Below are 25,352 nucleotides of genomic sequence, written 5' to 3'. Positions count from 1 at the left end.
CTTTTTGTCGCGTATGTTGACGTTAAATTCACATAAAGATATGAGTTCTTTGTTGCGGCGAGGTGCTTTTGCCGTTTGTCCCCCTTGCTCAATCGGGGTTGTCGCCATGTGTTTCGCCCTTGCATCAGACTGCAGGATCGCCCTGTAGCAATCGCCAGTTGCTGAAAGAGGCGGTGATCATGCCCAGCCTGCTCGGAATCGATAACGGCCTCACGGTCACCAAGGCGGTCATCTTCGATGCCGACGGCACGCAATTGTCCGTGGCCCGTCGCCGGGTGCCGCAATCGATGCCCCACGCGCGCTGGGTGGAGCGCGACATGTCAGGCCTGTGGCAAGCAACAGCCGACGCCATCAAGGAGGCGATCGCGCTCTCCGGCAGGCCGGCGGAAGACATCAAGGCGGTGGCGGCGACCGCGCATGGCGATGGTCTCTATCTGCTCGATCATGATCGTCAGCCTTTGGGACCAGGCATCCTGTCGCTCGACAGCCGCGCCGGCGACATTGTCGAAAGGTGGTCCGCCGGTACCGTTTTCACCGATGCACTGGCGACGACAGGCCAGACGCCGCATGTTTCGGCGCCGTCGGCGCTGCTGGCGTGGCTTAAGCAGAACGATCCTGATCGCTATGGCCGCATCGGCCATGTGCTGGCCTGCAAGGACTGGCTGCGCTTTTGCCTGACCGGCACGATCGGGACCGACCGCACGGAGGCCAGCACTTCATTCACGGATTTTCGCACGCAAGCCTATGCGCCTGAAGCGATGCGCATCTTCGGGTTGGAGGATCTGTTCAACGCGCTGCCGCCGGTGGCGCATTCCGCTGACATCGCCGGTCAAGTCACAGCCGATGCCGCCGAAAGGACCGGCCTTCGCAGGGGAACACCGGTCGCCTGCGGCCTGCACGACGTGGCCGCCTCGGCGCTTGGCATGGGCGGCCATGAAGACGGCGTGCTCGCCATCGTCGCCGGCACGTATTCCATCAACGAAGTCGTCTCTTCGCAACCGCGCGTCGACCGACGTTGGTTCTGCCGCAACGCCATCGATGCGGGGCGTTGGAACAACATGTCGATCTCGCCGGCCTCGACCGCGAACTACGACTGGTTTCTCGACACTTTCTGTCGCTTGGAGCAAGACAGGACAAACGCGGATGGCGGCTCGCTCCACGAATTGCTGGCGGGAGAGATCGACGCGGCGTTGAAGAAGCCTTCGACCATCCTGTTTCATCCCTATCTGTTCGGCTCTCCCTATGGCGATTTGGCCAGCGGCAGCTTTGTCGGCCTGCATGGCTGGCACAATCGCGGCGACATGCTGAAGGCGGTTCTGGAAGGCATCGCCTTCAATCACCGCACCCATGTCGAGGCTTTGCGCGACGGCTTTGCCGTCAGCGAGATCCGCCTGACCGGCGGCGGTTCGCGCAATCCTGCTTTCGTCCAGATGTTTGCCGACGTGCTGAACGCCCCGGTCACCGTCACCTCGACGGATGAGACCGCGGCCCTCGGTGCCGCGCTTTGCGCAGGTGCTGCGGTCGGCTTGTTCAAGACGCCGCAAGAGGGCGCCAGGCAGGTCGGCATGACGGAGCGGACGTACCAAACCGTGCCCGCCTCCAGTGCTGTGTTCAATGAGCGGTTTTCGCTCTACTGCCGCATAGCCGAGCAGCTGAAGTCGCATTGGCCTGATATCGAAAGGCTGGCGGGGGTAAACGCATGATCAAGGCCGACGAACGACGCGAAGAGATCGCCGATTATGTGATCAAGCTCGGCCAGGTGCGCATCGATGATCTGGTCGAGCATTTCGGCGTGTCGCGCATGACCATCCACCGGCATATCGACCGGCTGGCGCAGCAGGGCGTGCTGCGCAAGCTGCACGGTGCGGTGACGGTCCAGCCTTCCGGCCTCTACGAGAGCGCTTTCCGCTACCGGGTGACCGTCAATCGAGCCGAGAAGGATGCACTGGCGCGGGCGGCACTGGATTATATCGAGGCCGGCCAGGTGGTGATGCTGGACGATTCATCGACGGCAAACGCGGTCGCGACGCTGCTGCTCGACGTCAAGCCGCTGACCGTCATTTCCAACAGCGTCTCGACGGCGGGCCAATTGATCAATGTGGACGATATCGATTTCATCTGCCTCGGCGGCCAGTATCATCCCACTTACAATGCCTATATCGGCATTGTCTGCGAGAACGCCGTGGCGCAGTTGCGCGCCAATGTGCTGATCTGTTCGGCTTCGGCCGTCACCGGAACCACTGCTTTCATCCAGGATCCGAATGTCGTGCGGGTCAAGCAGGCGATGATGACCGCCTCCGTGAAGCGCATCCTTTTGGTCGACCACGCAAAATTCGACCGGATCGCGCTGCATGTCTTCGACGATCTGACCAGTTTCGACGCCGTGCTGGTGACCGAGGGCCTGGGCGATGCGCAGGCGCAGAGCCTCGAACGGGCGGGGGTGAAGTTGCGCATCGTCAAGACGAAGGCGCCATGAACCCAGCAGATGGAGCCGGGGCGGACAATCCCGCAGGGCGTCTCGCCGCGATGGCCGGGACCGGCGAAGTCGACGTCGTCATTCTTGGCGCCGGCATCAACGGGGCTGGGCTGTTTCGCGATCTGTGCGCGCAAGGTGTCAGCTGCCTGATCGTCGAAAAGGCGGATTTCGGCTCGGGCACCAGTGCCGCGCCGTCGAGGCTCATCCACGGCGGCTTGAAATATCTCGAGACCGGCGAGTTCGGGCTGGTGGCGCAGTCGACGCTCGAACGCAATCTGCTTCTTCAAAACGCGCCGCACTATGTCAGCCCGCTGCCGACCGTCATCCCGATCTTCTCGTGGAGCAAGGGCATGCTCGCGGCGTTGCGAACGCTGTTCGGCTCGACCAGCGCGCCGCGCAGCCGCGGCGCCATACTGATCAAGATCGGCTTGATGATCTACGATTTCTACGGTTCACGAAACCAGGTCATGCCGCGCCACCGCATGGTCGGGCGGCGGCAGGCGCTTGTTGAGATGCCGGCGCTCAATCCGGCGATCGTCGCCACCGGCACCTACTACGACGCCAAGATAAGTCACCCGGAAAGGCTGGTGCTGGAACTGATCCTCGACGGCTTGCAGGCTCACGCGGCGTCTGCCGGTGCCAACTACACGACACTGGCGGCTTCAGCCAATGGCGTGCTCACCTTCCAGCCGGAAAACGGCGCGGCCTTTTCGGTGCGGCCGAAGCTGGTGGTGAACGCCGCCGGTCCGTGGATCGACGACGTCAACGCGCTGCTTGGTGCTCCATCGAAGATGATCGGCGGCACCAAGGGCTCGCATATCCTGTTAAGGCATGACGAACTGGTCAAAAGCCTCGCCGGGCGCATGCTCTATTTCGAGGCCGATGACGGCCGCATCTGCCTGGTCTACGACTATCTCGGCCTGGCGCTGGTCGGCTCGACCGACATCAAGGCCGACAATCCGGACGCGGTCCGCTGCGAACCCGAAGAAGTCGACTATCTGCTCGACAGCGTGCGAACGCTGCTGCCGGGCATGGCGTTCGAGCGCGACCAGATCGTCTACGCCTATAGCGGCATCCGGCCGCTGCCGACGTCTGAAGCAGCGACGCCCGGACTGATCAGCCGCGATCATTCGGCGCCCGTTGCCGAGCCGGACGGCAACAGGCCCTTTGCAGTCATTTCGCTGGTCGGCGGCAAATGGACGACGTTCCGCGGCTTTGCCGAGGAAGTCACTGATACCGTACTCAAGCGCTTGCAGCGCAGCCGCAAGATGTCGACTCAGTCGATGCCGATCGGCGGTGGGCGGGATTTTCCGGCCAATGCCGCCGCGCGCGCGGACTGGCTGGCTGAGGCACAGCAGGCAACGGGCGCCGGGGAAGGGCGCCTTGATCAATTGCTGTCGCGCTACGGGACCAGAGCCGTTGAGATCGCCAGGCACGGGTCGGATGATGAGGGTTGCCTGCCGGACTCCGGCGGCTACGGCAAGGCGGAAATCGACTACATCGCGCGCAACGAGTTCGTCGAACATCTGGCCGATGTCGTTATGCGCCGCAGCACGTTGGCGATAGGCGGCTCGTTGACGAGCCGCGACCTGCAGGAGATTGCCGCGATCGCGGGGCGGGCGTTGGCGTGGAGCACCGAGCGCCTCACGCGGGAGGTCGAAGCCGCTGTTGTCGAGCTCGAGGGCAGGAACCTGATGCGGCTGGACTGATCGCTTGATCGCTGACGCCGATAGCTTTTCCTGAGGCAATCCGATCGATTTGCCCTTGTTGCGCCCTGTGCATCAACCTTCCCATTTTGCACCCGGATTGGGATTTGCCGGCGCCTACGGGCTCATGCCGTCACTGGATACGGTAACACAAATTGACGTTAAATTAACACTACCGTATGGTCATATTGTATGCTTACCTTCTAATAGGCTCGCGTTGGCTGCCGAACGTCGGCTGAGGCAACCATCTGCGGAGGGATTGACAGCGGTGCAAAGGTATGAAAATTTTTGCACACAAAGATAATATTATCACCCTGGGGAGGGGATGGCTTGAATTCCGGCGGAAGCGCAAACCGCGACCATGAATCCAGCCTCGCCACGCGCGCGGCCTGGCTGCACTATGCCGGTGGTCTGACCCAGGCCCAGGTGGCCAAGCGGCTTGGCCTGACCAGCCTCAAGGCGCATAGGCTGATCACCAAGGCCAACCATGAAGGTCTGGTCAGGGTCTTCATCGACGGCGACGTCGCCGAATGCGTCGACCTGGAACAGCGCCTGATCGCCGCCTATGGGCTCCACTATTGCGAGGTGGTTCCCGATCTCGATCAGGACGAACTGCCGCTCAAGGGGCTGGGCATTGCCGGCGCCCAGTTCCTGAAGCGCGAAATCGATCGCGGCGAAGACATGCTGATCGGCGTCGGCCATGGCCGCACGCTTGCCGCCAGCGTCGAATATCTGACGCGCGCAACTGCTGCTCACATCCGTTTCGTCTCGCTGCTTGGCGGCGTGACGCGCAAATTCGCCGCCAACCCGCACGACGTCATGCATCGCCTGGCAGAGCGGACCGGCGCGCAGGCTTTCGTCATGCCGGTGCCTTTTGTCGCCAATACCGCCGAGGACCGCGAAGTGCTGCTTGGCCAGCGCGGCATCAGCGATGTGTTCGCTCTCGCCAGCCGGTCCGACCTGATGTTCGTCGGAATAGGCACGGCCGAGCGGGAGGCGTCGCTGGTCGCCACCGGCATGATCGAGCCTTCCGAAATCGACGAGGTCAAGCGTGACGGCGGCGTTGGTGAATTGCTGGCGCATTTCTTCGACGACAAGGGGCGTCCGGTCGAAACGGCGCTGTCGGAAAGAATACTGGCGCTTCCGCGCGATCAGTTGAAGGGCCGCAGGATCGTTGCCGTCGCCGGCGGCAAGGTGAAGGTGCGCGCCATCAAGGCAGTACTCGAAAGCCGTTATCTCAGCGGCCTGATCACCGACGAATGCACGGCCCGCGCGCTGGTCGAGCTCGACGATGCAGCCGGGACCGCGAAGCGCTGCGTGAACGGAGGAACTTCGAATGCGTGACAACGGACAATCCGCACCGCTGGTGGTTGCATCATGAGCGCGAAGGCCACCGCCCGGCAAGCTTCGCCCGGCCTGCGCCGGGTGCTTGCCGGCGCTGCGGTTGTGGTTCTGCTCGGCGCCATGGCGCTCGATACCAAGGTGATCAAGATCGGCTCTGCCGGCGATGTTCGCAACGCGGTGTTTTCGGCCGCCGACTACGGCAAGTCTGAATTTCCCAAGGTGCAGGCCGATGTCGAAGCGCGTGCCGCCGACGCCGCGACGGTGGCGGCGGCGATCGCCAAGGACAGGGCGACGGCCGAAAAGGAATATGGCGTGCCGGCGGGAGTCGGACCGGTCATCTCGGTCAAGTTCACCGGCGTCGTCGGCGAGGGAAAATCGGGCATCTACAAGGTCGCCGTCGACGGTTTGCCGGACACGTTGACCGTCCGCGTACAGACTGGGCCGGCGATCAACGGAACCGAGCTTCGCGACGCCACCGGCAAGATCACCTTTGGTCAGTTCACCAACCAGATCGAGTATCAGGACGCCGGCTCGGCGCTGAACAACGAGATGAAGAAGGAGGTGCTGGCGAAAGTCGATACCAGTGCCTTGACCGGCAAGACAATAGCGGTGGTCGGCGTCTTCAAGCTGGTCAATCCGAAGAGCTGGCTGGTCACACCGGTGAGGCTGGACGTCAAATGACAATGGCTGCCGGCACAGAACCCGCGACTGGCGATGCCGTGCTTTCGGCGCGCAATGTCGTCATGTCGTATGGCGGCGTCCACGCGCTCAAGGGCGTCAACTTCGACATCCATCGCGGCAAGGTCACCACCCTGTTCGGAGAGAATGGCGCCGGCAAATCGACGCTGATGAAGATCCTGTCCGGCGTGGTGACGCCGACATCCGGCGACATCGTGCTCGACGGCAATCTCGTCAGCTTTGCCTCGTCTTCGGACGCGCGCGATCGCGGCATTTCGATCATCCACCAGGAGCTCAGCCTGGCGCCGAATCTGAGCGTTCGCGACAACATCTTCATGGGCCGCGAACTGCGCACCAGAACCGGCCTCGACTTCGCCGAGGAGGCGCGCCAGGCGCGGGCGCTGATGGCCGACCTCGAAGAAGACATCGATCCGATGACCCTGGTCGAGGACCTGCGCCTGGGGCAGCAACAGATCGTCGAGATCGCACGCGCGCTGTCGGTCGATTCCCGCATCCTGATCATGGACGAGCCGACCTCCGCACTCAGTGCGACCGAGGTGGAGGTGCTGTTCAAGGTGATCCGCGATCTGACCAGCCGCGGTGTCTCCATCGTCTACATCTCGCATCACCTCGAAGAGGCGCTGCAGATCACCGACTACGCCGTCGTGCTGCGTGACGGGGCGATCACGGCAACGGCCGAGGCCAAGGACATCGACCTCGAATGGATCGTCCGCAACATGGTGGGCGAGAATTTCGATCTCGGCTCGCCGCCGACCGGCCACGAGTTCGGCGCGGTGGCGCTGTCGATCGTGGATGTCAGCGTCACCGACGCTTCGGGTTCAGGCTACGTCGTCGATCATCTGTCGCTGGATGTCAAAGCGGGCGAGATCGTCTGCATCTACGGGCTGATGGGCGCGGGCCGCACGGAATTGCTGGAGGCCGTCGCCGGCCGTGTGCCCATGGCGGGCGGGCGGGCGCTGCTGGAGGGTGAGGACGTTTCGGGACTGACCATTGCCCAGCGCATCGCCCGAGGTCTGGTTCTGGTCCCCGAGGATCGCCAGCGCGATGGCCTGGTTCAGACCATGACCGTCGGCCGCAACCTGTCGCTTGCCAGCATCGAGGCATTCGCCAAGGGGCTCTTCCTTTCGCGGCCGAGGGAACGCGCACTGATCGACGATTCGATCCGCAAGGTGACCATCAAGACCGCGGGCGGCAACGCCATGATCGGATCGCTGTCGGGCGGCAACCAGCAGAAGGTCGTCATAGGCAAGATGCTGACGACGAATCCCAAGGTCATCCTTCTCGACGAGCCGAGCCGCGGCATCGACGTCGGCGCGAAGGCCGAAGTCTTTCGCTTGCTCAGCGAGCGTGCCGCGCAAGGCCTGGCGGTCGTCTTCTCGACCTCGGAGGTCAATGAGTGCCTCAGCATCGCCCACCGCATCGTCGTCATGCGGCGCGGCAAGATTTCAGCCGAATTCGGCGCCAACGCCACCAAAGAGCAGATCATGGCCGCCTCCGGCGAAGCCGTGGTCGCCTGACCACAGAATTTCCGGAGCCCCGACCCATGAGCGATGTCAGCCAGGCCAGCAAACAGTCCAGCCCCAATGCGGGCGGAGAGGGCTTCGACGTGGCCAAGCTGCTGCTCGAAGGCCGGGCCTTCTTTGCCCTGATCGTCATCATTGTCGTCTTCTCGATCCTGTCGCCCTACTACCTCTCGGTGGCGAATTTCCTGACCATGGCTTCGCATGTCGCCATCTTCGGGATTCTCGCCATCGGCATGCTGCTCGTCATCCTCAATGGCGGCATCGACCTGTCGGTGGGGTCGACGCTCGGGCTTGCCGGCGTCGTCGCCGGTTTTCTGATGCAAGGCGTGACGCTGACCTGGCTCGGCGTCGTTCTCTATCCGCCGGTCTGGGTGGTCGCGGTGCTGGCCTGCATGCTGGGTGCGGCCGTCGGGCTTATCAACGGCGTGCTGATCGCGCGGTTCAAGGTTCCGGCCTTCGTCGCCACGCTCGGCGTCATGTACATGGCGCGCGGCCTGGCACTGCTGATGACCAGCGGCCTGACCTACAACAATCTCGGCGGCAAGCCGGAGTTGGGCAACACCGGTTTCGATGCTCTCGGCTTCAACCGCCTGTTCGGCGTGCCGACCGGCGTGGTGGTGCTGGCGGTCATCGCGCTGATCGGCAGCATCGTCCTGAACCGCACCGCCTTTGGACGCTGGCTCTACGCCTCGGGCGGCAATGAGCGCGCCGCCGAACTCTCCGGCGTTCCGGTCAAGACCGTGCAGATTTCGGTCTATGTGCTGTCGGGCATCTGCGCCGCCATTGCCGGCCTGATCCTGTCCTCGCAGCTGACCTCGGCCGGGCCGACCGCCGGCACCACCTACGAACTGACGGCCATCGCCGCCGTGGTCATCGGCGGCGCCGCACTCACCGGCGGGCGCGGCAACATTCGCGGCACCTTGCTCGGAGCCTTCGTCATCGGCTTCCTGTCCGATGGTCTGGTGATCATCGGCATCTCATCCTACTGGCAGACAGTGTTCACCGGCGCCGTCATCGTGCTCGCCGTGCTCCTCAATGCCGTTCAGTATCGCCGCCGTAGCAAGCTTCCAGCTTCGACGGGCGGCCAACCGACTTCTCAGAAACGGGGGAAGGCCGAACCGGCCAATCCTGCCCAAGGGAAGACTGCCAGCTGACTGGCAGCAAGACCGCGTAAAATCATTGGAGGAATGTACATGAAAATCGTGCTTAGAAGTTTGCTTGCCGCCGCGATGGTGGTCGGGTTTAGCGCAGCCGCATCGGCCGCGGGCCTGATCTCGATCATCGTCAACGATCCGGCCAACCCCTACTGGCTGACCGAAGGCAACGTCGCCAAGGCCGAAGCCGAAAAGCTTGGCTATACAGCCAACGTCGCCGCCCACAAGGGCGACACCAATACCGAAAGCAATCTGATCGACACCGCCATCACCAACAAGTCGGTGGCGATCATCCTCGACCCGGCCAATGCCGATGGTTCGGTCGGCGCGGTGAAGAAGGCGATTGCCGCCAACATCCCGGTTTTCCTCGTCAATGCCGAGATCAACCAGGAAGGCCTCGCCAAGGGACAGCTCGTCTCCAACAACGCGCAGGGTGCGGCTCTCGGTGCCCAGCAGTGGGTGCAGGCGGTCGGTGAAAAGGGCAAGTATGTCGAACTGCTCGGCGCCCCGTCGGACAACAACGCCGCCACGCGCTCGAACGGCTACGCGACTGTGCTGAGCCAGTATCCGGATCTCGAAAAGGCCGCTTCGCAGGTCGCCAACTGGGATCGTACCCAGGGACACGACAAGATGCAGAGCATGCTGCAGGCCAATCCCGACATCATCGCGGTGATCAGCGGCAACGACGAAATGGCGCTTGGCGCGGTTGCGGCGCTGAAGGAAGCCGGCAAGCTGGCCGGCATCAAGGTCGGCGGCTTTGACGGCTCCCCGGATGCGGTTGCGGCCATCAAGTCCGGCGAACTGCAGTACACCGTGCTTCAGCCGGTGGCCATCTTCTCGGCCAAGGCCGTGCAGCAGGCCGACTCGTTCATCAAGTCGGGCGCTACCGGCGCCACCAGCGAGAAGCAACTGTTCGATTGCCTGCTCATCACCAAGGACAATGTGGACAAGTACACCGCACCCTTCGTGCTGTCGGAATAAAAGCCTGCACAGGGGGTGTCCTTGCGGACACTCCCTGCCTCTTCCACGGCTCCAGACAACAAAGACTGCTCCTGTGAATTGCCTCCATAATCATCCGGAACTTGCGGCATGAAAGACCTGCTGATCGGGATCGACGCGGGAACGTCCGTGATCAAATCGGTCGCTTTCGGTCTGTCGGGGCGGCAGCTTGCCATGGCGTCGGTGACCAACAGCTTCGTCACGCTGGAAGGCGGCGGCGCCGAACAGGACCTTGATCAGACCTGGCGCGACATGGCGCAGACCGTTCGCGAACTGGCGACGAAAGTTCCCGACCTCGCGCGGCGAACCGCGGCCGTCGCAATCACCGGGCAGGGCGACGGTACCTGGCTGATCGATGGCGACGGCATGCCGGTCGGGCGCGCCTGGCTCTGGCTCGATGCGCGCGCCGGACATCTGGTGGACGAGATGCGCGGCGATCCCCGGGATCGCACGCGGTTCGAGATCACCGCCACCGGGCTCAACGCCTGCCAGCAGGGCGCTCAGTTAAGCTGGCTGAAGAGGAACAGCCCAGAAATCCTTGAGCGGGCCGCCATTGCCTTTCACTGCAAGGACTGGCTCTATTTCAAGATGACCGGCGAGCGTGCCACCGATCCCTCGGAAGGCACCTTCACCTTCGGCGATTTCCGCTTGCGCAGCTATTCCGACGAGGTGCTCGACATTCTCGATCTGACGTCGCACCGCCGCCTACTGCCGCCCATGCTCGAAGGCACGACCGACCATCATCCGCTTTCTGCGTCGGCAGCAAATGAGACCGGCCTGCTTGAGGGCACGCCGGTGGTGCTGGGCTATGTCGACATGGTCAGCACCGCGCTTGGCGCCGGCCTCTATGATCCAAGCGGCAATGTCGGCTGCACGGTCATCGGCTCGACCGGCATCCACACACGCCTGGCGCGCACTGCCGACGACGTCGTTCTCAACGACGATGCATCAGGCTACACGATCGCCATGCCGGTTCCTGGCGCGTATGCGCAACTGCAATCCAACATGGCGGCGACGCTCAACATCGACTGGCTGCTTGGCCTGGTGCGCGACGTGCTGACCGCCAGCGGCGCCAAGCCTTCGCGCGACGAATTGCTGAAAGCGCTCGATGTCTGGGTCGAAGGATCGGAACCGGGGTCGCTGGTCTATCAGCCCTACATCTCGCTTGCCGGCGAACGCGGACCGTTCGTCGACCCCGACGCACGCGCGGGCTTCATCGGCCTCTCGGTCAAGCACGGTTTTGGCGATCTGGCGCGCGCGGTTCTCGAGGGATTGGCGTTTGCGGCACGCGATTGCTACCAGGCGATGGGCAGCATGCCCGGCGAAATCCGTCTGTCGGGCGGTGCGGCGCGCAGCCCGTCGCTGCGCCGCATCATCGCCGCGGCGACCCGCGCGCAGGTCAGGACCAGCAGCCGCCAGGAAGCCGGCGCCGCGGGTGCGGCGATGATGGCCGCGGTCGGGCTTGGCGTCTATCGCTCGATGGATGATTGCTGCGCCGAATGGGTGACACCGCTTCTGGGCGAATGCGATGCCTATGACGAGGCGCTTTCCCAAACCTACGATGCGCTGTTTCCATCCTTCGTCGCGGCGCGCCATGCGCTGCGGCCGGTATGGAAGGGCATGGCGCACCGCAGAGGAGCAAAGCCTTGAGTGATACGTCGGATATTGTCGATCTCTTCGTCATCGGCGGCGGCGTCAACGGCGCCGGCATCGCGCGCGATGCGGCCGGTCGCGGGCTGTCGGTTATCCTGTGCGAGAAGGACGATCTGGCGCAAGGCACCAGTTCGCGTTCCGGCAAGCTAGTGCATGGCGGCCTGCGCTACCTCGAATATTACGAGTTCCGGCTGGTGCGCGAAGCGCTGATCGAACGCGAGGTGCTGCTTGTGGCGGCGCCGCACATCATCTGGCCGATGCGCTTCGTGCTGCCGCACAGCCCCGAGGACAGGCCGGCATGGCTGGTGCGGCTCGGGCTGTTTCTCTACGACCATCTTGGCGGCCGCAAGCGGCTGCCGGGAACGAGGACACTGAATTTGAGAACAGCGCCGGAAGGGGCGCCGATCAAGGACGAATTCAAGCGCGGCTTCGAATATTCGGACTGCTGGGTCGATGATGCACGGCTGGTGTTGCTCAACGCGCTGGATGCCAAACAGCGCGGCGCAAAGGTGTTCACCCGCACCGCCTGTATTGCTGCCAGGCGTGAAGGCGGCCTGTGGTCGATCGACATGCAGGATGGCCGCACCGGTGCTGTGACGAGGGTCCGCGCACGCGGGCTGGTCAACGCGGCCGGGCCGTGGGTGAATGACATCGTCAGCCGCGTGGCCGGGCAGAATTCCGCCCGCAACGTTCGCCTGGTGAAAGGCAGCCATATCGTCGTGCCGAAATTCTGGGATGGACGGCAAGCCTATCTGATCCAGAACAATGACAAGCGGGTGATCTTCGTCAACCCGTATGAGAACGATCTGGCGCTGATCGGCACGACGGACCTTCCCTACGAGGGCCGGCCCGAAGAAGTGGCGGCCGAGGCCAGCGAAATCGATTATCTGATCAAGGTGGTCAATCGCTACTTCAAGCGACAGCTCACCGCGCAAGACGTGGTCTACAGCTTCTCGGGCGTGCGTCCGCTCTATGACGACAATGCCGACAATCCAAGCGCGGTGACGCGCGACTACATCTTCGAACTCGACGCCCCGAACGGTGGCGCGCCGCTGCTTTCTGTGTTCGGCGGCAAGATCACCACCTTCCGCAAACTGTCCGAACATGCGCTGGAAAAGATCCAGCCCTTCTTTCCGACCATGAAGAAGGCCTGGACGGCCAAAATTCCCCTGCCGGGAGGCGACCTGCCGAATGCGGATTTCGAGCAGTTCCTGGGCGATCTGCATGCCGAGTTTTCGTGGCTTAGCCCGTCGCTGGTGAAGCACTATGCCCGCAGCTATGGCACGCGCACGCGCGCCTTGCTGAAAGGCGTAAAAGGCGAAGCCGATCTCGGCCGGCGTTTCGGCCCGGATTTCTATGAGCTCGAAGCTGTCTTCCTGTTCGAGACCGAATGGGCGATGACCGCCGCCGACGTTCTCGAACGCCGGACCAAACACGGGCTGCATATCAATGCGGCCGAGCGGAAAACATTCGAAGACTGGTGCACAAAGACAATGGAGGCGGTGAACTGATGGCCTTCACGCTTTCGCTGAACACCAACCCGCTGGTCAATCGCTTCGCCGATCCCGACGATCTGATCGACGCCATTGCCTATGGCATCGGCATCCGCGACGTGCAGCTGACGCATGAATTCGTCAATCCGGGCTGGCCGGCGGCAACGATCGCCAAGTTCGTTCGCCTGTTCAACAGCGCCCTGGCGCGAACCGGCGTGCGGATCACTTCGGGTATGACCGGTCCCTATGGCCGGCTCAATCATTTCGGCCATCCGGACGCGGATGTGCGCCGCTATTATGTCGATTGGTTCAAGACCTTCGCCGACATCTCCGCCGAACTCGGCGCGTCGGGCATGGGCACGCAGTTCGCCATATTCACCTACAAGGATTTTGACGATCCGCAGCGGCGCGCGGCGCTTCTCGACATCGCGCTCGAATGCTGGCGCGAAGTGGCCGAGCACGCCAAGGCGGCGGGCCTGACCTACCTTTTCTGGGAACCGATGTCGGTCGGCCGCGAGTTTGGCCACACGATCGAAAGCTGCGTCGAATTGCAGGGCGCCATCGATGCGGCCAAGCTGCCGATCCCGATGCAGATGATGGTCGACATCGACCATGGCGACGTGACCTCGCCCAATCCTGACGACACTGATCCCTATGCCTGGGCGAAAGCGTTCCCGTTGCAATCGCCGATCATCCACATCAAGCAGTCGTCGATGAACAAGGGCGGACACTGGCCGTTCACCGCCGCCTACAACAAGGATGGCCGCATCCTCCCGCAGAAGCTGCTCGACGCCGTGCGGGTGGGTGGCGGAACCGACAATGAGATCTGCCTTGAACTTTCCTTCCGGGAGAGGGAACCGGTCGATCATCAAGTTATTGCCATGATCCGCGAGTCGGTGGATTTCTGGGCGCCTTACATCGACAGCGGCCGCGACAGTCTCAAGCCTCGCGCTTGAGGGAAAGCGCCGGCCCGTAGGCCGGCGCGCTGGCCGGAAACACGCATCATCCGAATTTCGGATCGAAGGAGAGAAGAATGGCCCCATATTGGGTCGGCACGAGCTGGAAAATGAACAAGACGCTGGCGGAGGCGCTGCAGTTCGCCGAGGCATTGGCTGCCTTCGTGCCCGGCTTCGATCCGGCGATACAGCCTTTCGTCATTCCGCCCTTCACCGCGGTGCGGCAGGTCAAGGCGGCGCTCGCCAACACCCGCGTCAAGGTTGGCGCCCAGAACATGCATTGGGCCGATGCCGGTGCCTGGACGGGCGAGATTTCGCCGGTGATGCTGAGGGATTGCGGGCTCGACCTGATCGAACTCGGCCATAGCGAGCGTCGTGAGCATTTTGGCGAAACGGACAAGACCGTGGGACTGAAAACCGCAGCGGCAGTCAAGCACGGCTTCGTACCCTTGATTTGTGTCGGCGAGACGCTGGCGGAGCGCGAGGGCGGCCGCGCCGACACAATTCTGACCGCGCAGGTTTTGGGCGCGCTGCAGGGTCTCGCAAACAATGAGTTGTCGGCAGAGATACTCTTTGCCTATGAACCGGTGTGGGCGATCGGCGAGAAAGGCATTCCGGCCAGCGCCGACTATGCCGACAAGCAGCAGGCGCTGATCAAGCAGATCGCAGCAACCCGGTTGCCGACCGCCCCGCTTGTGCTCTACGGCGGCAGCGTCAATCCCGGCAACGCGGCCGAACTGATTGGCCAGCCGCATATCGATGGGCTGTTCATCGGCCGCTCGGCATGGCAAGCGGAAGGCTATATCGACATTCTCAAAAAGGCGTCGGCCGCCATCGCGCGCTGACCACGAAAACGAAGGAGTTAATTGCCATGAAGATCGCACTCGGAGCCGACAGCGCCGGCAAGCCGCTGCTCGATGTCATCGCCAAGCATCTCGCCACCAAGCCAGAACTGCAGGTCGTCGATCTCAGCCAGGCCGGATTCTACGCCGATATTGCCGCTGCGGTCGGCCACGAAATTGTCGACGGCAATTACGACCGCGCCATCCTGTTTTGCGGCACCGGCATCGGCGTCAGCATCTCGGCCAACAAGGTGCCCGGAATCCGTGCCGCGCTAACCCACGACACCTATTCGGCGGAACGCGCTGCGAAATCCAACAATGCCCAGATCATCACCATGGGTGCGCGCGTCATCGGCCCCGAACTGGCCAAATCGATCGCCGACGCCTGGCTGGCCTCGGAGTTCGATCCGAACGGTCCCTCTGCCGCCAATGTGCAGGCTGTCGACAAGCTCGACGCGAAGCGCTGAGGATTCGCTCCCGACCTAGCCGGTCAAGGCGATCCGCATCGCCTCGATGACGGTTACGGCGGACGCCGCGCCTGGATCCATGTGGCCAAGCGAGCGTTCGCCGAGGCGGGAGGCCCGGCCCTTGGTGGCGATCATCGTCTTGGTCGCCTCCGCGCCGGCCTTTGCCGCCTCGGCTGCAGCCGCGAGGCTGCCGGCCAGCCCCTTGCCGGCGGCCAGGGCCTCGCCCGCAGCCGTCGCGGCCGGCGCCCACGCATCGATCATCGTCTTTTCACCAGGCTCGGCCTTGCCGCGATCCTGAATGCCTCTGGCCATCGCTTGGAACATAGCGACCGCGTCGGAGTCGTCGAGCGTCGCCTTGCCCTTGACGGCGGCCGCGCCGCGCATGAACGCAGTGGCATAGAGCGGGCCCGAGGAGGCGCCGACGGCGTTGAGGAACGACTTCGCCGCCGCGTTCAGCAAGATGGTCGGATCGGTGGTGCCGGTATCCAATGCGGCCACCGCATCGCGTGCCGCGGAAAATCCAAGCTCCATCGCAATGCCGTGGTCGGCATCGCCGATCACCCCGTCGAGCGCGCACAACCGGTCCCGGTCGGCTGACATAGCGTCGGCGATGGCCGCGAACATCGCGGCAAGGCGCGTGGTGTCGATTGTCGTCATCTCTGGTTCCTTGCCGTTCGCCAAGTTTACCCGGCGCGAAACATGGCGCAGTCGCAAGGGTGGTCGAGCATCGTTTGCAACTCGTCGTCGAGGTGGTGCAGCGTAATCGAAGCGCCGGCCATTTCGAGCGAGGTGCAGTAATTGCCGACCCAGCTTGCGTGAATGGATACACCGATATCGTCAAGCCGCTGCTTCACGCGCCGGTTCATGATGTAGAGTTCCATCAGCGGTGTCGAACCCAGCGAATTGACCAGCACGGCGACCTTCTCGCCGCGTGCCGGCGCCATCTCGGCCAGAATCCTGTCCAGCATTTCGTCAGTGATCTCGTCGGCCGTTTTGAGTTTTCCGCGTGCGATGCCGGGTTCACCATGGATGCCCATGCCGATCTCCATCTCGTCGGGTCCGATTTCGAAATTCGGCCGGCGGGTTTGTGGCAACGAACAGGGCGCCAATGCGACGCCCATGGTGAATGTGTGGTCGTTGGCCTTCCCGGCAATGCGTTCGCATTCATCGAAAGACAACATCCGGTCGCAGGCAGCGCCTGCCGCCTTGAAGATGAAGAAGTTGCCGGCGACACCGCGCCGCTTGTGCCTGTCGCCAACGGGCGCGGAAGCGACGTCGTCCGTGCTCAGCACCGTGCGCACCTCGATGTCGTCCATTGCTGCCATTTCGGCCGCCATGTCGAAATTCATGACGTCGCCGGCATAGTTGCCGTACATGAACAGCACACCGGCGCCGCCGCTCGCCGCCTTGGCGCATTCGAGGATCGGGTCGGGCGGCGGAGAGGCGAAGACATTGCCGATGGCCGCCGCGTCGGCCAGCCCCTTGCCGACGAAGCCGAGAAAACTCGGCTCGTGGCCCGAGCCGCCACCAATGACGAGGCCTACCTTGCCTTGGCGCGGTCCATCGCGGGCGATGATCGAGCGCGGGCTGCCGTCAACGGCTTTAAGGTGGCGGGGATGCGCTGCCAGGATGCCTTCCAGCATCTCGTCGACGGCGCGGTTGCCGTCATTGATGATCTTCTTGGTTTGCACCAACGTCCTCCCGATTTGGTATTTTCATAGATGATATCGGGCGTTATCAGGCTGCCTCGAGCGAGGGCAGGGGCGCGATGCCCACAAAACTGCCTTCGATCGGCTTCGTAGCTGTTTACCAGCCGTTCTGGCAGAACCGAAGCGGACCGACGTGCACGGACAATGGCGCTGTAGTGTACAAGATCGCACCACGGCTTAGAAAAGGCGGTGGCTCCCGGGGCCGGATTCGAACCAGAGACCAACCGGTTAACAGCCGCTCTCGGGATAGCCCACCAGCGCCATATACCGGTTGTTCCACTCCTGAAAAACCCCTTGTTCCATAACGGTTTCAGCTTTCCTGTTGCACATTAGAGCACACAGGGCAACATAGGCAGCAGTTGCATCCTGTTGCCCCGACGTTGCCCCGGAGAGCCCTAATGCCCCGCGAGAACCTGACCGACAACCGCCTGAAGGCTTTGAAGCCGGCTGCTCCTGGCAAGCGATACGTGATCATGGATGCCCAAGTCCCGAGCATGGGCGTCCGCGTAACCGACAAGGAGCCGTCCAACGGTTCAAAGCTTAAGGCCGGACAAGTCAGCTTTGTCTACATCGCCCGTTTCGGTGTTGCAACTCAGCCAGCCGCCGCGCGCTGGGAGAGTACGACGTCATGTCGCTTGAAGCGGCACGCACCAAGGCGAGGCAGTGGGCAGCGCTCATTGATCGCGGCATTGACCCGAAGGTCCAGGCTGACGAGGAGCGGCAGGCGGCGGCGAGGGCAGCGACAGAGAGCCGTGACCGGTCTTTCGAAACCATCCTTGAACGGTTCATCAAAGCCCGGCGCCGCGATGGCATCCGCAAGGCCGACGAGGACGAGCGCGACCTCAACCGGGAATGCCTGCCGAAGTGGAAGGGCAGGGACGTCGCCACCCTCACCAATGCCGACATCATGGAAGTGGTCGAACCGATCTATGCGCGCGGCGCGCAGCGGCAGGCGCTCAACATCGCCCAGAAGATCGGGACGTTCTTCGGCTGGTGTGTCGATGACGACCTGATCACCGCCTCACCCTTCCGGGCAAAGAAGGTGCGCACCACCATCGGCGAGAAGGGATCAAGGGACCGCGTCCTGACCGATGCTGAGATTGGGGCGCTCTGGACTGCCACGGCCGCTGGCGACGTCTACAGCGCCGTCTATCGGCTGCTGCTGCTGACCGGCCAGCGCCTCAACGATATCGCCCAGGCGTCTTGGTCCGAAGTCGACGTGGACCGCAAGACGCTGACTGTGCCGGCGGCGCGCTTCAAGTCCGGCCGCGATCACGTTGTGCCTCTCACCGAAGAAGCTTTGTTCTCTCGACGGCGCGGGACCGGTGACGATCGGCCATAAGGTCAAGCTTCGGATTGACGCCGCCATGCTCGCAGCGCTTCGGAAAGACGATCAAGAGGCCAAGCTGCCGGCGTGGGTCAATCATGACATCCGCCGGACGGTTCGCACCCGGCTGTCCGAGCTCGACGTGATGGACGAGGTTGCCGAGGCTGTCATCGGGCATGTGCCTACGGCGCTCGTCAGGACGTACAACCAGTCTGACCGCCTCAAGGTGAAGCGAGACGCCCTGACGCGTTGGGAGGGCGCCCTTCTGGCGCTGACGGGCCGCGAGACGGCCAGCAATGTCGTTGCTATGAAGGTGGGCAAATGACGATCAAGGGTGTGATTTCCGGCACGACCATTTCGCAGCGCCAGGTCGGCAAGCTGTCAGAACTGCTTGCCTCAAGCGGTTTCATCCCTCCCGACGATGACTGGTTGCTGGTGCGTCTGCAGGACATTGTTTTCCGCTACGAGGAATTGGCGGAACGTCTCGACCCCAAACTTGTGGCCGAGCGCACTTCCCGATTCGCTGAATATCGCGAAGCGATTATCACGACGGACAGGCTCCTCGACGTGTGGGCGGACGGGATGACCTCCCCCCGGCTCAACCCTGAGGTCGTGACCAATCAGGGAGTTTGGGACGAGATGCCCGTTCGGCATCTCAATTCAGACGAGGAACTGGCTTCGGCTCTGATGCCGCCGGAGTTTTCCCAAGCTGATATCGACGTCGCCAAGCGCGTCCATGCACATCTTGCCGAGCTTTTTGACAGTGTGCACCGCAGCTATCTTGAGGGCCGACGGGTGACCAACGAACATCGTGAGAGGATTGCGACGGTACAGGGTTTTGTGCGGCTATGGTGCCAAGCGATGAAAATTCCCCAATCGGACATCAGAATATCGGCCAGCACCGGCAGCCCCGCTATGAATTCATAGAGGCTGGCGTGTCGATGGTCCTTGGCACTCCGATGGAGCGAGAGACTATCGAGAAGCAGGTGATCGCATATCGGAAAAAGATCAAAGAGAGTCAGCACTGACGTTTGCCACCGTCGGCCAGGCCTAATACGACGCGTCAATTTAAACGCCAAGAAACACTACATTTAGGTGTATCCGTCCGGAAGAAAATGCATATCTTAGGAGGCCTTCGTAAGCAACGTAAGGCACTCCAATGCAAACTCTTATCGCCTTCAGTGAACTCCCCTCCAAGGGGATCGTGTACTCTCGAAATTACATCGACCGCATGATCAAGGAGCACCGGTTTCCTAAGCCGGTGTTCCTTTCGCCCCGTCGGCGCGCCTTTGTCGAGGCTGAGTTAGATGCTTGGGTGAAGGCCCGCGTCGACCAGCGAGACGCGGTGGCCTAATGACCACTGATCACGAACATAGCGCCGCTATCGATGAGGCTGCAGCCTGGCTGCGATCTGACAGCCGGGAGCGCATCAGCCGGCCAATTATCCCCCACCTGAAGCAGGCGTTCGGCCTGACCGCTGCTGAAGCGATCGAAGCGATCAGGGAAGCGAACCTGCGGCGGGCCCGCGCCACATGAGCGAAATTACGCCTAGCCGTAAAACTGGCCGACCGAAGGGCTACATCGCCAACTACCAGCCGCAGACCAAGACGCTGGCGCTGCTCGATGCGGTCGACATGGTTCTCACCGAATACCGGGAACACTGGCCGCTCACGATCCGCCATGTCTTTTATCGGCTGGTCGGCGCCTACGGTTATCCGAAGGATGAGTCGTTTTACTCGAAGCTGATCGACCATATCGGCAACGCGCGCCGCGGCCGGGTGATCCCGTTCAATGCGATCCGCGACGATGGCGTGGTCACGCACCGCATGGACCATTTTGACGACCAGAACCATTTCCTGCGCCATGTGCGGTGCTCGGCGAAAACTACCATCGGAACATGCTCGCCAATCAAAACCTCCACGTCGAGGTCTGGTGCAAGGCCGGCGGCATGCTGTCGCAGCTCTTCAAGGTCAGCCGAGAATTCTCGGTGCAAGCGTATTCCTCAGGCGGCTTCGACAGTCTCACCGCGAAGAAGGATCTGGCCGATCGAATATGCGAGATCGCAAAGCCGACGGTGATCCTGCACCTGGGCGACTATGACCCGAGCGGCAAATCTGTGACAGTCGACCTCAAGCGCATCGCCCTGACTGCTGACCAAATGTTTCGCTATTCGCTGCCTACCGCCGCCCAAGAAGACCGACAGCCGCACCGCGCGATGGGAGGGTGAGACATGCCAACTCGAGGCGCTGTCGCCCGACAACATCGCTCATATCTTGCGGTCACATATCATCGACCTGTTCGACGTTCACCAGTTCCATGAAGACCGCGATATACAGGCACGCGAGCGGCAGTTGATCACTGCAGCCTTGCCGGCCCCGAGGGGGGATGCGTGACCGTCCAGCCCAGCCCATTCATCCCCGGCGCCGACGCCAGCAATCCGCGGTGGACCGGCTAGCGGAAGAAGATCCAGCGCAGCGCTGCCATCCACATGAGGTGGGGATCCACGTTCAAGGAATGCGAGGAGGCTTTCGCCGACTGGCACCACTGCGCCCTGCAAATCGTTCACGCCGAGAACATCAGCTTTCGGTTGCTGGCCTTCGTCCGACAGCACCTCAACATGAAGGCCGGGACCATCAGCGGCACGAATTTCGAATTTGCCAAGATGGGAGGAGGCTGCTCAATCAAAACGACATCCCGCGAGATAGGCCTGTACGAGCGGCTCGGCCTGTTCATCGTGAGCCGGTGGCGGCACAAAATCCCGGGTGGTGGCATCAACGAAGTGCGGACGCTTCGGTTGGCGCTGCCGACGCCCTTCAATCCAAAGTTTACAGCGAGAGGTGAGGAGCCATGAGGACCACAGTGGTCCCGCATGCCGGCGCTGGTCTCCTGGACCACAGTGGTCCCGCATGGACCTTTCCCGCACCCCTCCGCAGGCGAGACCACAGTGGTCCCGCTAATACAGCCATCTTGCTCGGGTGACGCATGACACAACTCGACCTTTTCAAGCAGCCAGCAAGGAAGACCGGCCAGATAGTGGCATTCCCCGCCGATCGCCGCGCCGTCCTTATCCGCGCCACCGCCCACGAACTCTGCACCCTCCACTATATCGCCGGCCGCAAGTTCTGGAGCGAGCACGTCAAAGGCCTGCGAGCCCAGCTTCGCGCTGTCGGTATTCCCTGCCGCCAAGTCGATATGGAAATCCGTCGATACTCGGCAGCCGTTGCCAGCACTATCGACCATTCCATGCCCAATCATGGAGCGCCGCCGCCAACGGCAGCATAACCGTCCGCGAAGCGGAACGAGTGGGGGTGTGGGGCCTCAGGCCCCGCGTCTTCCTGTCAGCGCTAAACGCCGCGCGCGCGAGGCTCCTCATTGCCCCTGTTTGCATTGAAACTGAGTTCTGAGAAAACCGCCCAATGCTCCTGCTCGGAACGCGACTTTTTCTCACCCGCTGCTAAGCGTCAGAAAAGAGCGCACACTAGCGCCCATCCGGCTTCAAACCGGTTGTTCGCACGCGTGAAACCCTTGCAAACCAGCCATTCTTGCCGCATCGTCTGCGTCGATAATTCATCTGGGGCAAGGCAAAGGCAACGAAAGTGCTAGCCATCAACCCCGCTCAAGCGCCTGACATCGCCCGCAAGTATGGCGGCCTTGCTCAAGGCATGCTGGACCGCCGCACGCGCGAGTGGCGCCGCCGGCAGGAGCTTGTCGACATGTTCGCCCAGGCGCTCGGCGGTGCTGACACACTGACCCCAGTGAAGGGCAAAATTCGAAGCGTCGACGCGATTTCGAAGGCGATCCGGGAGAACCCGGAACGTGCCATCCGGTTTGCAAGGCAGCCGGGGAAAACCTCGACGCCTGGTTCCCGATGAACCCGAAATAGACGCTAGAAGACGCTCTGCGGACGCACGGCCTGATCAACTAGTCCAGGCCGACCCTGCGCCGGATGCGTGTTGCCAGCAGGCTAAGCAGTTCCCGCGTGGGGATGGTGTCTCTGGCGGCCGGCACCTTGACGATTTCCCGCTCGATCTTCACCGGCTGGATTTCGCGATAATCCGGCCCGACTTCGGCATCGAATTGCGCGTGATGCCGCAGAGCGAGCTTGATGCGGACGGCGTTTAGGGCGTCGTTGGAAAGCGCCGCATGGGTGTCGCTGCGGCGCAGCTGCACCACGAACTCCGAACCGATATTCTCTTCGATGAAAGGCGATCTTAAAGTTGACAAGCTTGAGCGCGTTCAACTCGAAAATCGCCAGCTCGAACATCGCCGGCGTGAAGAACCATGCGTGGTTGTCGACATAGGGCCTGCTGTCGGACATGTCGCCTTTAAGGTCGCCCTGATATTCCGTCCATGCCGCTTCAAGGCTGTGGGCGTAGCCGAGCGGCGAGTGATCGCCTTTGATCCACGCCGACTTTCCGCCGCGTGTCGCCGCCGAGCATCGCCCCTCAAACAGCGCTTCCGGTGAATGCCTGATGCGGCCTTCCCGGTAGGCGGTGAGAATTTCGCGCAGGCTGGTGGGAGACTTGAGCAGGTCGAAGCATTTTCGCATATCGGGAACGGCCAGCGAAATGATGCCGTCCGGCTTCAACAGGCGGGAGCATTGCTGCAGGAAGCGAATAAGGTCCGGCGTATGCTCGATCACGTGGCTGGCGATGAGGCAATCAAAACCATCCGACCGGACGGCCAGGGCGGCTTCGTCCAAGGGCTGGCCGGTCCAGACGATGTCGACATTTTCAATCTCGTCAACCTTGTTGCGGATGACTTCGGCCGTGTGACCACGGGCCATCTCGCGCAAAGCATCGCCGTCCTGGAAGTCCACTATTGTCGTATCCCAGCCGTCCGCCCTCGGAGCGATCGGGCTGAAGAACGGCCCGATTTCAATTATCGACATGCTGGTTTTGTCGATATTTCTCTTTCCTCCGCAAAGTAATACCCCGCCCGGCCGTCTGATATTTGCTCGCGCGCGCTTCGTCCAGCCCGCCAGTTGGCGGAAAGGAACTCGCATGGCTGTTTCTAGCGAGAAGCAAAGCCTTGACCTCGTGCTGGTGCACGAACGCGGCTACTCCAACCATCCTGCCGACGGCCCGACCATGAAGGGCGTGACCCAGCGTGTTTATGACGGCTACCGCAAGCGCAAGGGCCTTGCGCTTGCGGTATAGCAAGACGCCGGTAGCGGTTGGCGCAGCCGGGTGATGTCGTCGAACCGAAAGTCAAACGGCAGTTCCGCTCCACTCTCCAATCGGAGAAATTGGCTACAGTGCCGTCCTCTTTGATTGCGTGGCCTTCCACGCTGCCGTTGAAAGACAGTTAAAAGAAGGGCATGAGGAGCGCTGCCAAAGCTAGTTAGATTGGATGAGTCCTATGACGCAGAGCATTCTCGATAAGACATTGGCAGGGGCCCAGAAGGATCAGGAGACGGTTCGATCCGGCGAGCCGATCGGCAAGGTCCCCGACGGCGTGACGTTTCACGACATGACCGCTCACCTCGACGACAGGGGAAGCGTCACCGAGGTCTACGACCCTCGCTGGAATTGGCATCCCGATCCGCTTGTTTTTTGCTACATGTTTACCATACGACCGAGAACGGTGAAGGGTTGGGCGCTGCATAAGCTTCACGAGGATCGATACTTCGTTGTCGATGGCGAGATGGAGGTCGTCCTGTATGACCCAAGGCCCGAGTCGAGCACCTGCGGACAGGTATTTCGGATTGTTCTGTCTTCAGCCCGACCACGCCTGATGAACATCCCCAGATTCGTCTGGCACGCGGACCACAACATCGGCGCGAGGGACGTTAGAGCAATCAATTTTCCTACAATGCAATATGACCACGCCAATCCCGACAAATACCGGCTGCCGCTGGATACCGATTTGATCCCGGTCGACTTTGGCGGCCTCAAGGGATGGTAGACGACGCTCCGCCGCTCTTCAGCGTTCTGATGCCGACCCATAATCGTCCCGACTCTCTTGCCTATGCGATCCAGTCGGTGCTGGCGCAGACGGAGCAATCGTTCGAGCTTCTGGTCGTTGGCGACGGTGCAGCACCGGAGACCGAAGCGGTCGTGAAAAGCTTTTCCGACCCGCGCATTCGTTGGTTTGATTTCCCCAAGGCGCCTCACTTTGGCTATGCCAATCGAAATCTGGCGCTTCGATCGTCACGCGGGGAATTGATAGCCTTCGCCGCCGACGATGACCTGATGATGCCGGATCATCTTGCACTCATGCGCGGCCAGTTCGTCGATCCGTCGGTGGCACTTGTCTACGGCCAGGTCCTCTGGGTCTCGACCGACGGCATTTGCGGTCCTGATCTTACCAACCTGTTTTTTCCCGAAGAGCGGCGCCAATTCATGGCGAGAGGGAACACGATAGCGGCCTCAGGCGTCGTATATCGCGCCAGCGCTCTTGCAGAGCGGACGGTGTGGCCAGAAGATGTGAACGGGGCGGGAGACTGGGAGATCTGGCGTCGGATCGTGCTCACAAAGGGCTTCGCCGCCGTGCGCTACCTTCGCCTTCCTACGTGCCTGCATTTCTCCGCTAAGTGGAAAAACCTCAGAGACTCCGGATTCGCGAGGCTGACGGGCTTCATCAAAGCGTGTGAGACGTCGATCTGGTTTCCGGCGCCGCTACGGGTCGCCATTCCGACAGGACACCTGGAACAAAAGGTCTTCTGGGACATCATGTGTGTCGATCCCGATGGCTGGACCGCGCTCATTCGGGAAGCCGCAGCCGACGCCGTGAACCGACTTGCGCTCGACCGTCTCGAAAACCTGGCTACACCCGACTCGCCGCCCACACCACCTCCTCCCCCCGCTGCCCCAGATGACGGCCGAGCCGAGGCGCTTGCGGTAGAAGTACAGGCTCTCGCGATTGAAAGGGACGCTATGAAGATGGAGATGGAGGCGCTCAAGCGCTCGAAGAGTTGGCGTTGGACTGCCCCTTTAAGGCAATTGCGAAGGCATATCGGCCGATAGGAGCCGGCGCCAAAGGGCATGAAGCGGCCGGATAAT

At 62.2% G+C, this 25,352-nt stretch carries 28 protein-coding genes; 24 read left to right on the top strand and 4 right to left on the bottom strand.

The features are described from left to right. The first annotated feature begins 179 nt into the window (after positions 1–179). From NKK52_RS12455 to derI, 13 genes are all read left to right on the top strand, one after another. Positions 180–1,703: an FGGY-family carbohydrate kinase gene (locus NKK52_RS12455; RefSeq protein WP_023681696.1), complete on the top strand. Its 1,524-nt coding sequence runs from the start codon at positions 180–182 to the stop codon at positions 1,701–1,703. Continuing rightward, on the top strand, positions 1,700–2,476 hold the full coding sequence (locus tag NKK52_RS12450; protein WP_023672603.1) for a DeoR/GlpR family DNA-binding transcription regulator: 777 nt from the start codon (positions 1,700–1,702) through the stop codon (positions 2,474–2,476). The genes NKK52_RS12455 and NKK52_RS12450 overlap by 4 nt, the downstream gene beginning before the upstream one ends. Continuing rightward, a complete protein-coding gene (locus NKK52_RS12445; RefSeq protein WP_023714400.1) occupies positions 2,473–4,185 on the top strand; it encodes a glycerol-3-phosphate dehydrogenase/oxidase in 1,713 nt (570 codons plus the stop codon). The genes NKK52_RS12450 and NKK52_RS12445 overlap by 4 nt, the downstream gene beginning before the upstream one ends. Positions 4,186–4,512: 327 nt before the next feature. After that, the gene (locus tag NKK52_RS12440) at positions 4,513–5,526 is read left to right on the top strand and encodes a sugar-binding transcriptional regulator (RefSeq protein ID WP_023681694.1); all 1,014 of its coding nucleotides are present in this window, start codon (positions 4,513–4,515) and stop codon (positions 5,524–5,526) included. Positions 5,527–5,559: 33 nt separating this feature from the next. Continuing rightward, positions 5,560–6,207 carry a DUF2291 family protein gene (locus NKK52_RS12435; RefSeq protein ID WP_023681693.1) on the top strand — a complete coding sequence of 216 codons (648 nt, stop codon included), beginning with the start codon at positions 5,560–5,562 and terminating at the stop codon, positions 6,205–6,207. After that, positions 6,204–7,742, top strand: a complete 1,539-nt coding sequence (locus NKK52_RS12430) for a sugar ABC transporter ATP-binding protein (protein ID WP_023681692.1) — start codon at positions 6,204–6,206, stop codon at positions 7,740–7,742. Before NKK52_RS12435 ends, NKK52_RS12430 begins: the two co-directional genes overlap by 4 nt. Before the next feature lie 26 nt (positions 7,743–7,768). Beyond that, positions 7,769–8,902: an ABC transporter permease gene (locus NKK52_RS12425; protein ID WP_023681691.1), complete on the top strand. Its 1,134-nt coding sequence runs from the start codon at positions 7,769–7,771 to the stop codon at positions 8,900–8,902. A gap of 39 nt (positions 8,903–8,941) precedes the next feature. Continuing rightward, positions 8,942–9,883, top strand: a complete 942-nt coding sequence (locus tag NKK52_RS12420; protein ID WP_081725422.1) for a D-ribose ABC transporter substrate-binding protein — start codon at positions 8,942–8,944, stop codon at positions 9,881–9,883. Positions 9,884–9,991: 108 nt separating this feature from the next. Then, positions 9,992–11,551: an FGGY-family carbohydrate kinase gene (locus tag NKK52_RS12415; RefSeq protein ID WP_023681689.1), complete on the top strand. Its 1,560-nt coding sequence runs from the start codon at positions 9,992–9,994 to the stop codon at positions 11,549–11,551. Further along, positions 11,548–13,065, top strand: a complete 1,518-nt coding sequence (locus NKK52_RS12410) for a glycerol-3-phosphate dehydrogenase (RefSeq protein WP_023681688.1) — start codon at positions 11,548–11,550, stop codon at positions 13,063–13,065. Before NKK52_RS12415 ends, NKK52_RS12410 begins: the two co-directional genes overlap by 4 nt. Continuing rightward, positions 13,065–14,003 carry a sugar phosphate isomerase/epimerase family protein gene (locus tag NKK52_RS12405; protein WP_023681687.1) on the top strand — a complete coding sequence of 313 codons (939 nt, stop codon included), beginning with the start codon at positions 13,065–13,067 and terminating at the stop codon, positions 14,001–14,003. The genes NKK52_RS12410 and NKK52_RS12405 overlap by 1 nt, the downstream gene beginning before the upstream one ends. Before the next feature lie 77 nt (positions 14,004–14,080). Further along, positions 14,081–14,848, top strand: a complete 768-nt coding sequence (locus NKK52_RS12400) for a triose-phosphate isomerase (RefSeq protein WP_023681686.1) — start codon at positions 14,081–14,083, stop codon at positions 14,846–14,848. A gap of 26 nt (positions 14,849–14,874) precedes the next feature. Further along, positions 14,875–15,312 (top strand): D-erythrulose-4-phosphate isomerase, encoded by a 438-nt coding sequence (gene derI, locus NKK52_RS12395; RefSeq protein WP_023672592.1) that lies wholly within the window; start codon positions 14,875–14,877, stop codon positions 15,310–15,312. Between the two features lie 15 nt (positions 15,313–15,327). Here the strand turns inward: derI and dhaL are convergent, their stop codons facing one another. Both dhaL and NKK52_RS12385 read right to left on the bottom strand, forming a co-directional pair. Then, positions 15,328–15,969: a dihydroxyacetone kinase subunit DhaL gene (gene dhaL, locus NKK52_RS12390; protein WP_023681685.1), complete on the bottom strand. Its 642-nt coding sequence runs from the start codon at positions 15,967–15,969 to the stop codon at positions 15,328–15,330. 26 nt (positions 15,970–15,995) lie between these two features. Further along, entirely contained in the window at positions 15,996–17,003 is a 1,008-nt protein-coding gene (locus tag NKK52_RS12385) for a dihydroxyacetone kinase subunit DhaK (RefSeq protein ID WP_023667709.1), read from the bottom strand. A 628-nt stretch (positions 17,004–17,631) separates the two neighbouring features. Between NKK52_RS12385 and NKK52_RS12380 the strand changes: the two genes are divergently transcribed. The 4 genes from NKK52_RS12380 (at position 17,632) to NKK52_RS12365 (ending at position 19,702) form a co-directional block, all read left to right on the top strand. Further along, on the top strand, positions 17,632–18,363 hold the full coding sequence (locus NKK52_RS12380; RefSeq protein WP_280938688.1) for a tyrosine-type recombinase/integrase: 732 nt from the start codon (positions 17,632–17,634) through the stop codon (positions 18,361–18,363). Further along, complete coding sequence (locus tag NKK52_RS12375; protein WP_023681683.1) at positions 18,347–18,673, top strand: site-specific integrase; 327 nt, start codon at positions 18,347–18,349, stop codon at positions 18,671–18,673. Before NKK52_RS12380 ends, NKK52_RS12375 begins: the two co-directional genes overlap by 17 nt. Next, positions 18,670–19,275, top strand: a complete 606-nt coding sequence (locus tag NKK52_RS12370; protein WP_023681682.1) for a hypothetical protein — start codon at positions 18,670–18,672, stop codon at positions 19,273–19,275. The genes NKK52_RS12375 and NKK52_RS12370 overlap by 4 nt, the downstream gene beginning before the upstream one ends. A 232-nt stretch (positions 19,276–19,507) precedes the next feature. Continuing rightward, positions 19,508–19,702, top strand: coding sequence for a helix-turn-helix transcriptional regulator (locus tag NKK52_RS12365; RefSeq protein ID WP_023681681.1), 195 nt, complete (start codon positions 19,508–19,510; stop codon positions 19,700–19,702). Between the two features lie 10 nt (positions 19,703–19,712). On the opposite strand, the gene NKK52_RS32240 is transcribed toward NKK52_RS12365, so the two are convergent. After that, complete coding sequence (locus tag NKK52_RS32240; protein ID WP_023681680.1) at positions 19,713–20,213, bottom strand: hypothetical protein; 501 nt, start codon at positions 20,211–20,213, stop codon at positions 19,713–19,715. Between the two features lie 32 nt (positions 20,214–20,245). On the opposite strand from NKK52_RS32240, the gene NKK52_RS32235 reads away from it, so the two are divergent. The 4 genes from NKK52_RS32235 (at position 20,246) to NKK52_RS12340 (ending at position 22,220) form a co-directional block, all read left to right on the top strand. Then, complete coding sequence (locus tag NKK52_RS32235; protein WP_023714407.1) at positions 20,246–20,575, top strand: hypothetical protein; 330 nt, start codon at positions 20,246–20,248, stop codon at positions 20,573–20,575. A 261-nt stretch (positions 20,576–20,836) separates the two neighbouring features. After that, positions 20,837–21,199 carry a hypothetical protein gene (locus tag NKK52_RS12350; RefSeq protein WP_023681678.1) on the top strand — a complete coding sequence of 121 codons (363 nt, stop codon included), beginning with the start codon at positions 20,837–20,839 and terminating at the stop codon, positions 21,197–21,199. Between the two features lie 131 nt (positions 21,200–21,330). Beyond that, the gene (locus NKK52_RS12345) at positions 21,331–21,630 is read left to right on the top strand and encodes a DUF6074 family protein (protein WP_023681677.1); all 300 of its coding nucleotides are present in this window, start codon (positions 21,331–21,333) and stop codon (positions 21,628–21,630) included. Between the two features lie 314 nt (positions 21,631–21,944). Next, entirely contained in the window at positions 21,945–22,220 is a 276-nt protein-coding gene (locus NKK52_RS12340) for a hypothetical protein (protein WP_023681676.1), read from the top strand. A gap of 92 nt (positions 22,221–22,312) precedes the next feature. Here the strand turns inward: NKK52_RS12340 and NKK52_RS12335 are convergent, their stop codons facing one another. Beyond that, a complete protein-coding gene (locus tag NKK52_RS12335) occupies positions 22,313–23,353 on the bottom strand; it encodes a class I SAM-dependent methyltransferase (RefSeq protein ID WP_084558939.1) in 1,041 nt (346 codons plus the stop codon). Here NKK52_RS12335 and NKK52_RS12330 point away from each other — a divergent pair. The 3 genes from NKK52_RS12330 to NKK52_RS12320 all read left to right on the top strand — a co-directional run bounded on the left by NKK52_RS12330 (position 23,352) and on the right by NKK52_RS12320 (position 25,316). Continuing rightward, entirely contained in the window at positions 23,352–23,507 is a 156-nt protein-coding gene (locus NKK52_RS12330; protein WP_023681673.1) for a glycosyl hydrolase 108 family protein, read from the top strand. The two genes, NKK52_RS12335 and NKK52_RS12330, sit on opposite strands and share 2 nt — an antisense overlap. A 202-nt stretch (positions 23,508–23,709) precedes the next feature. Next, positions 23,710–24,255, top strand: a complete 546-nt coding sequence (locus tag NKK52_RS12325) for a cupin domain-containing protein (protein ID WP_023681672.1) — start codon at positions 23,710–23,712, stop codon at positions 24,253–24,255. Continuing rightward, positions 24,249–25,316, top strand: a complete 1,068-nt coding sequence (locus NKK52_RS12320) for a glycosyltransferase family 2 protein (RefSeq protein WP_023681671.1) — start codon at positions 24,249–24,251, stop codon at positions 25,314–25,316. Before NKK52_RS12325 ends, NKK52_RS12320 begins: the two co-directional genes overlap by 7 nt. Positions 25,317–25,352: the final 36 nt, after the last annotated feature.

It is taken from the genome of Mesorhizobium sp. C277A (genome assembly GCF_040324395.1).
In the GTDB taxonomy this organism is placed as follows: Bacteria; Pseudomonadota; Alphaproteobacteria; order Rhizobiales; family Rhizobiaceae; genus Mesorhizobium.
This window is presented reverse-complemented; position numbering and strand designations above follow the sequence as displayed.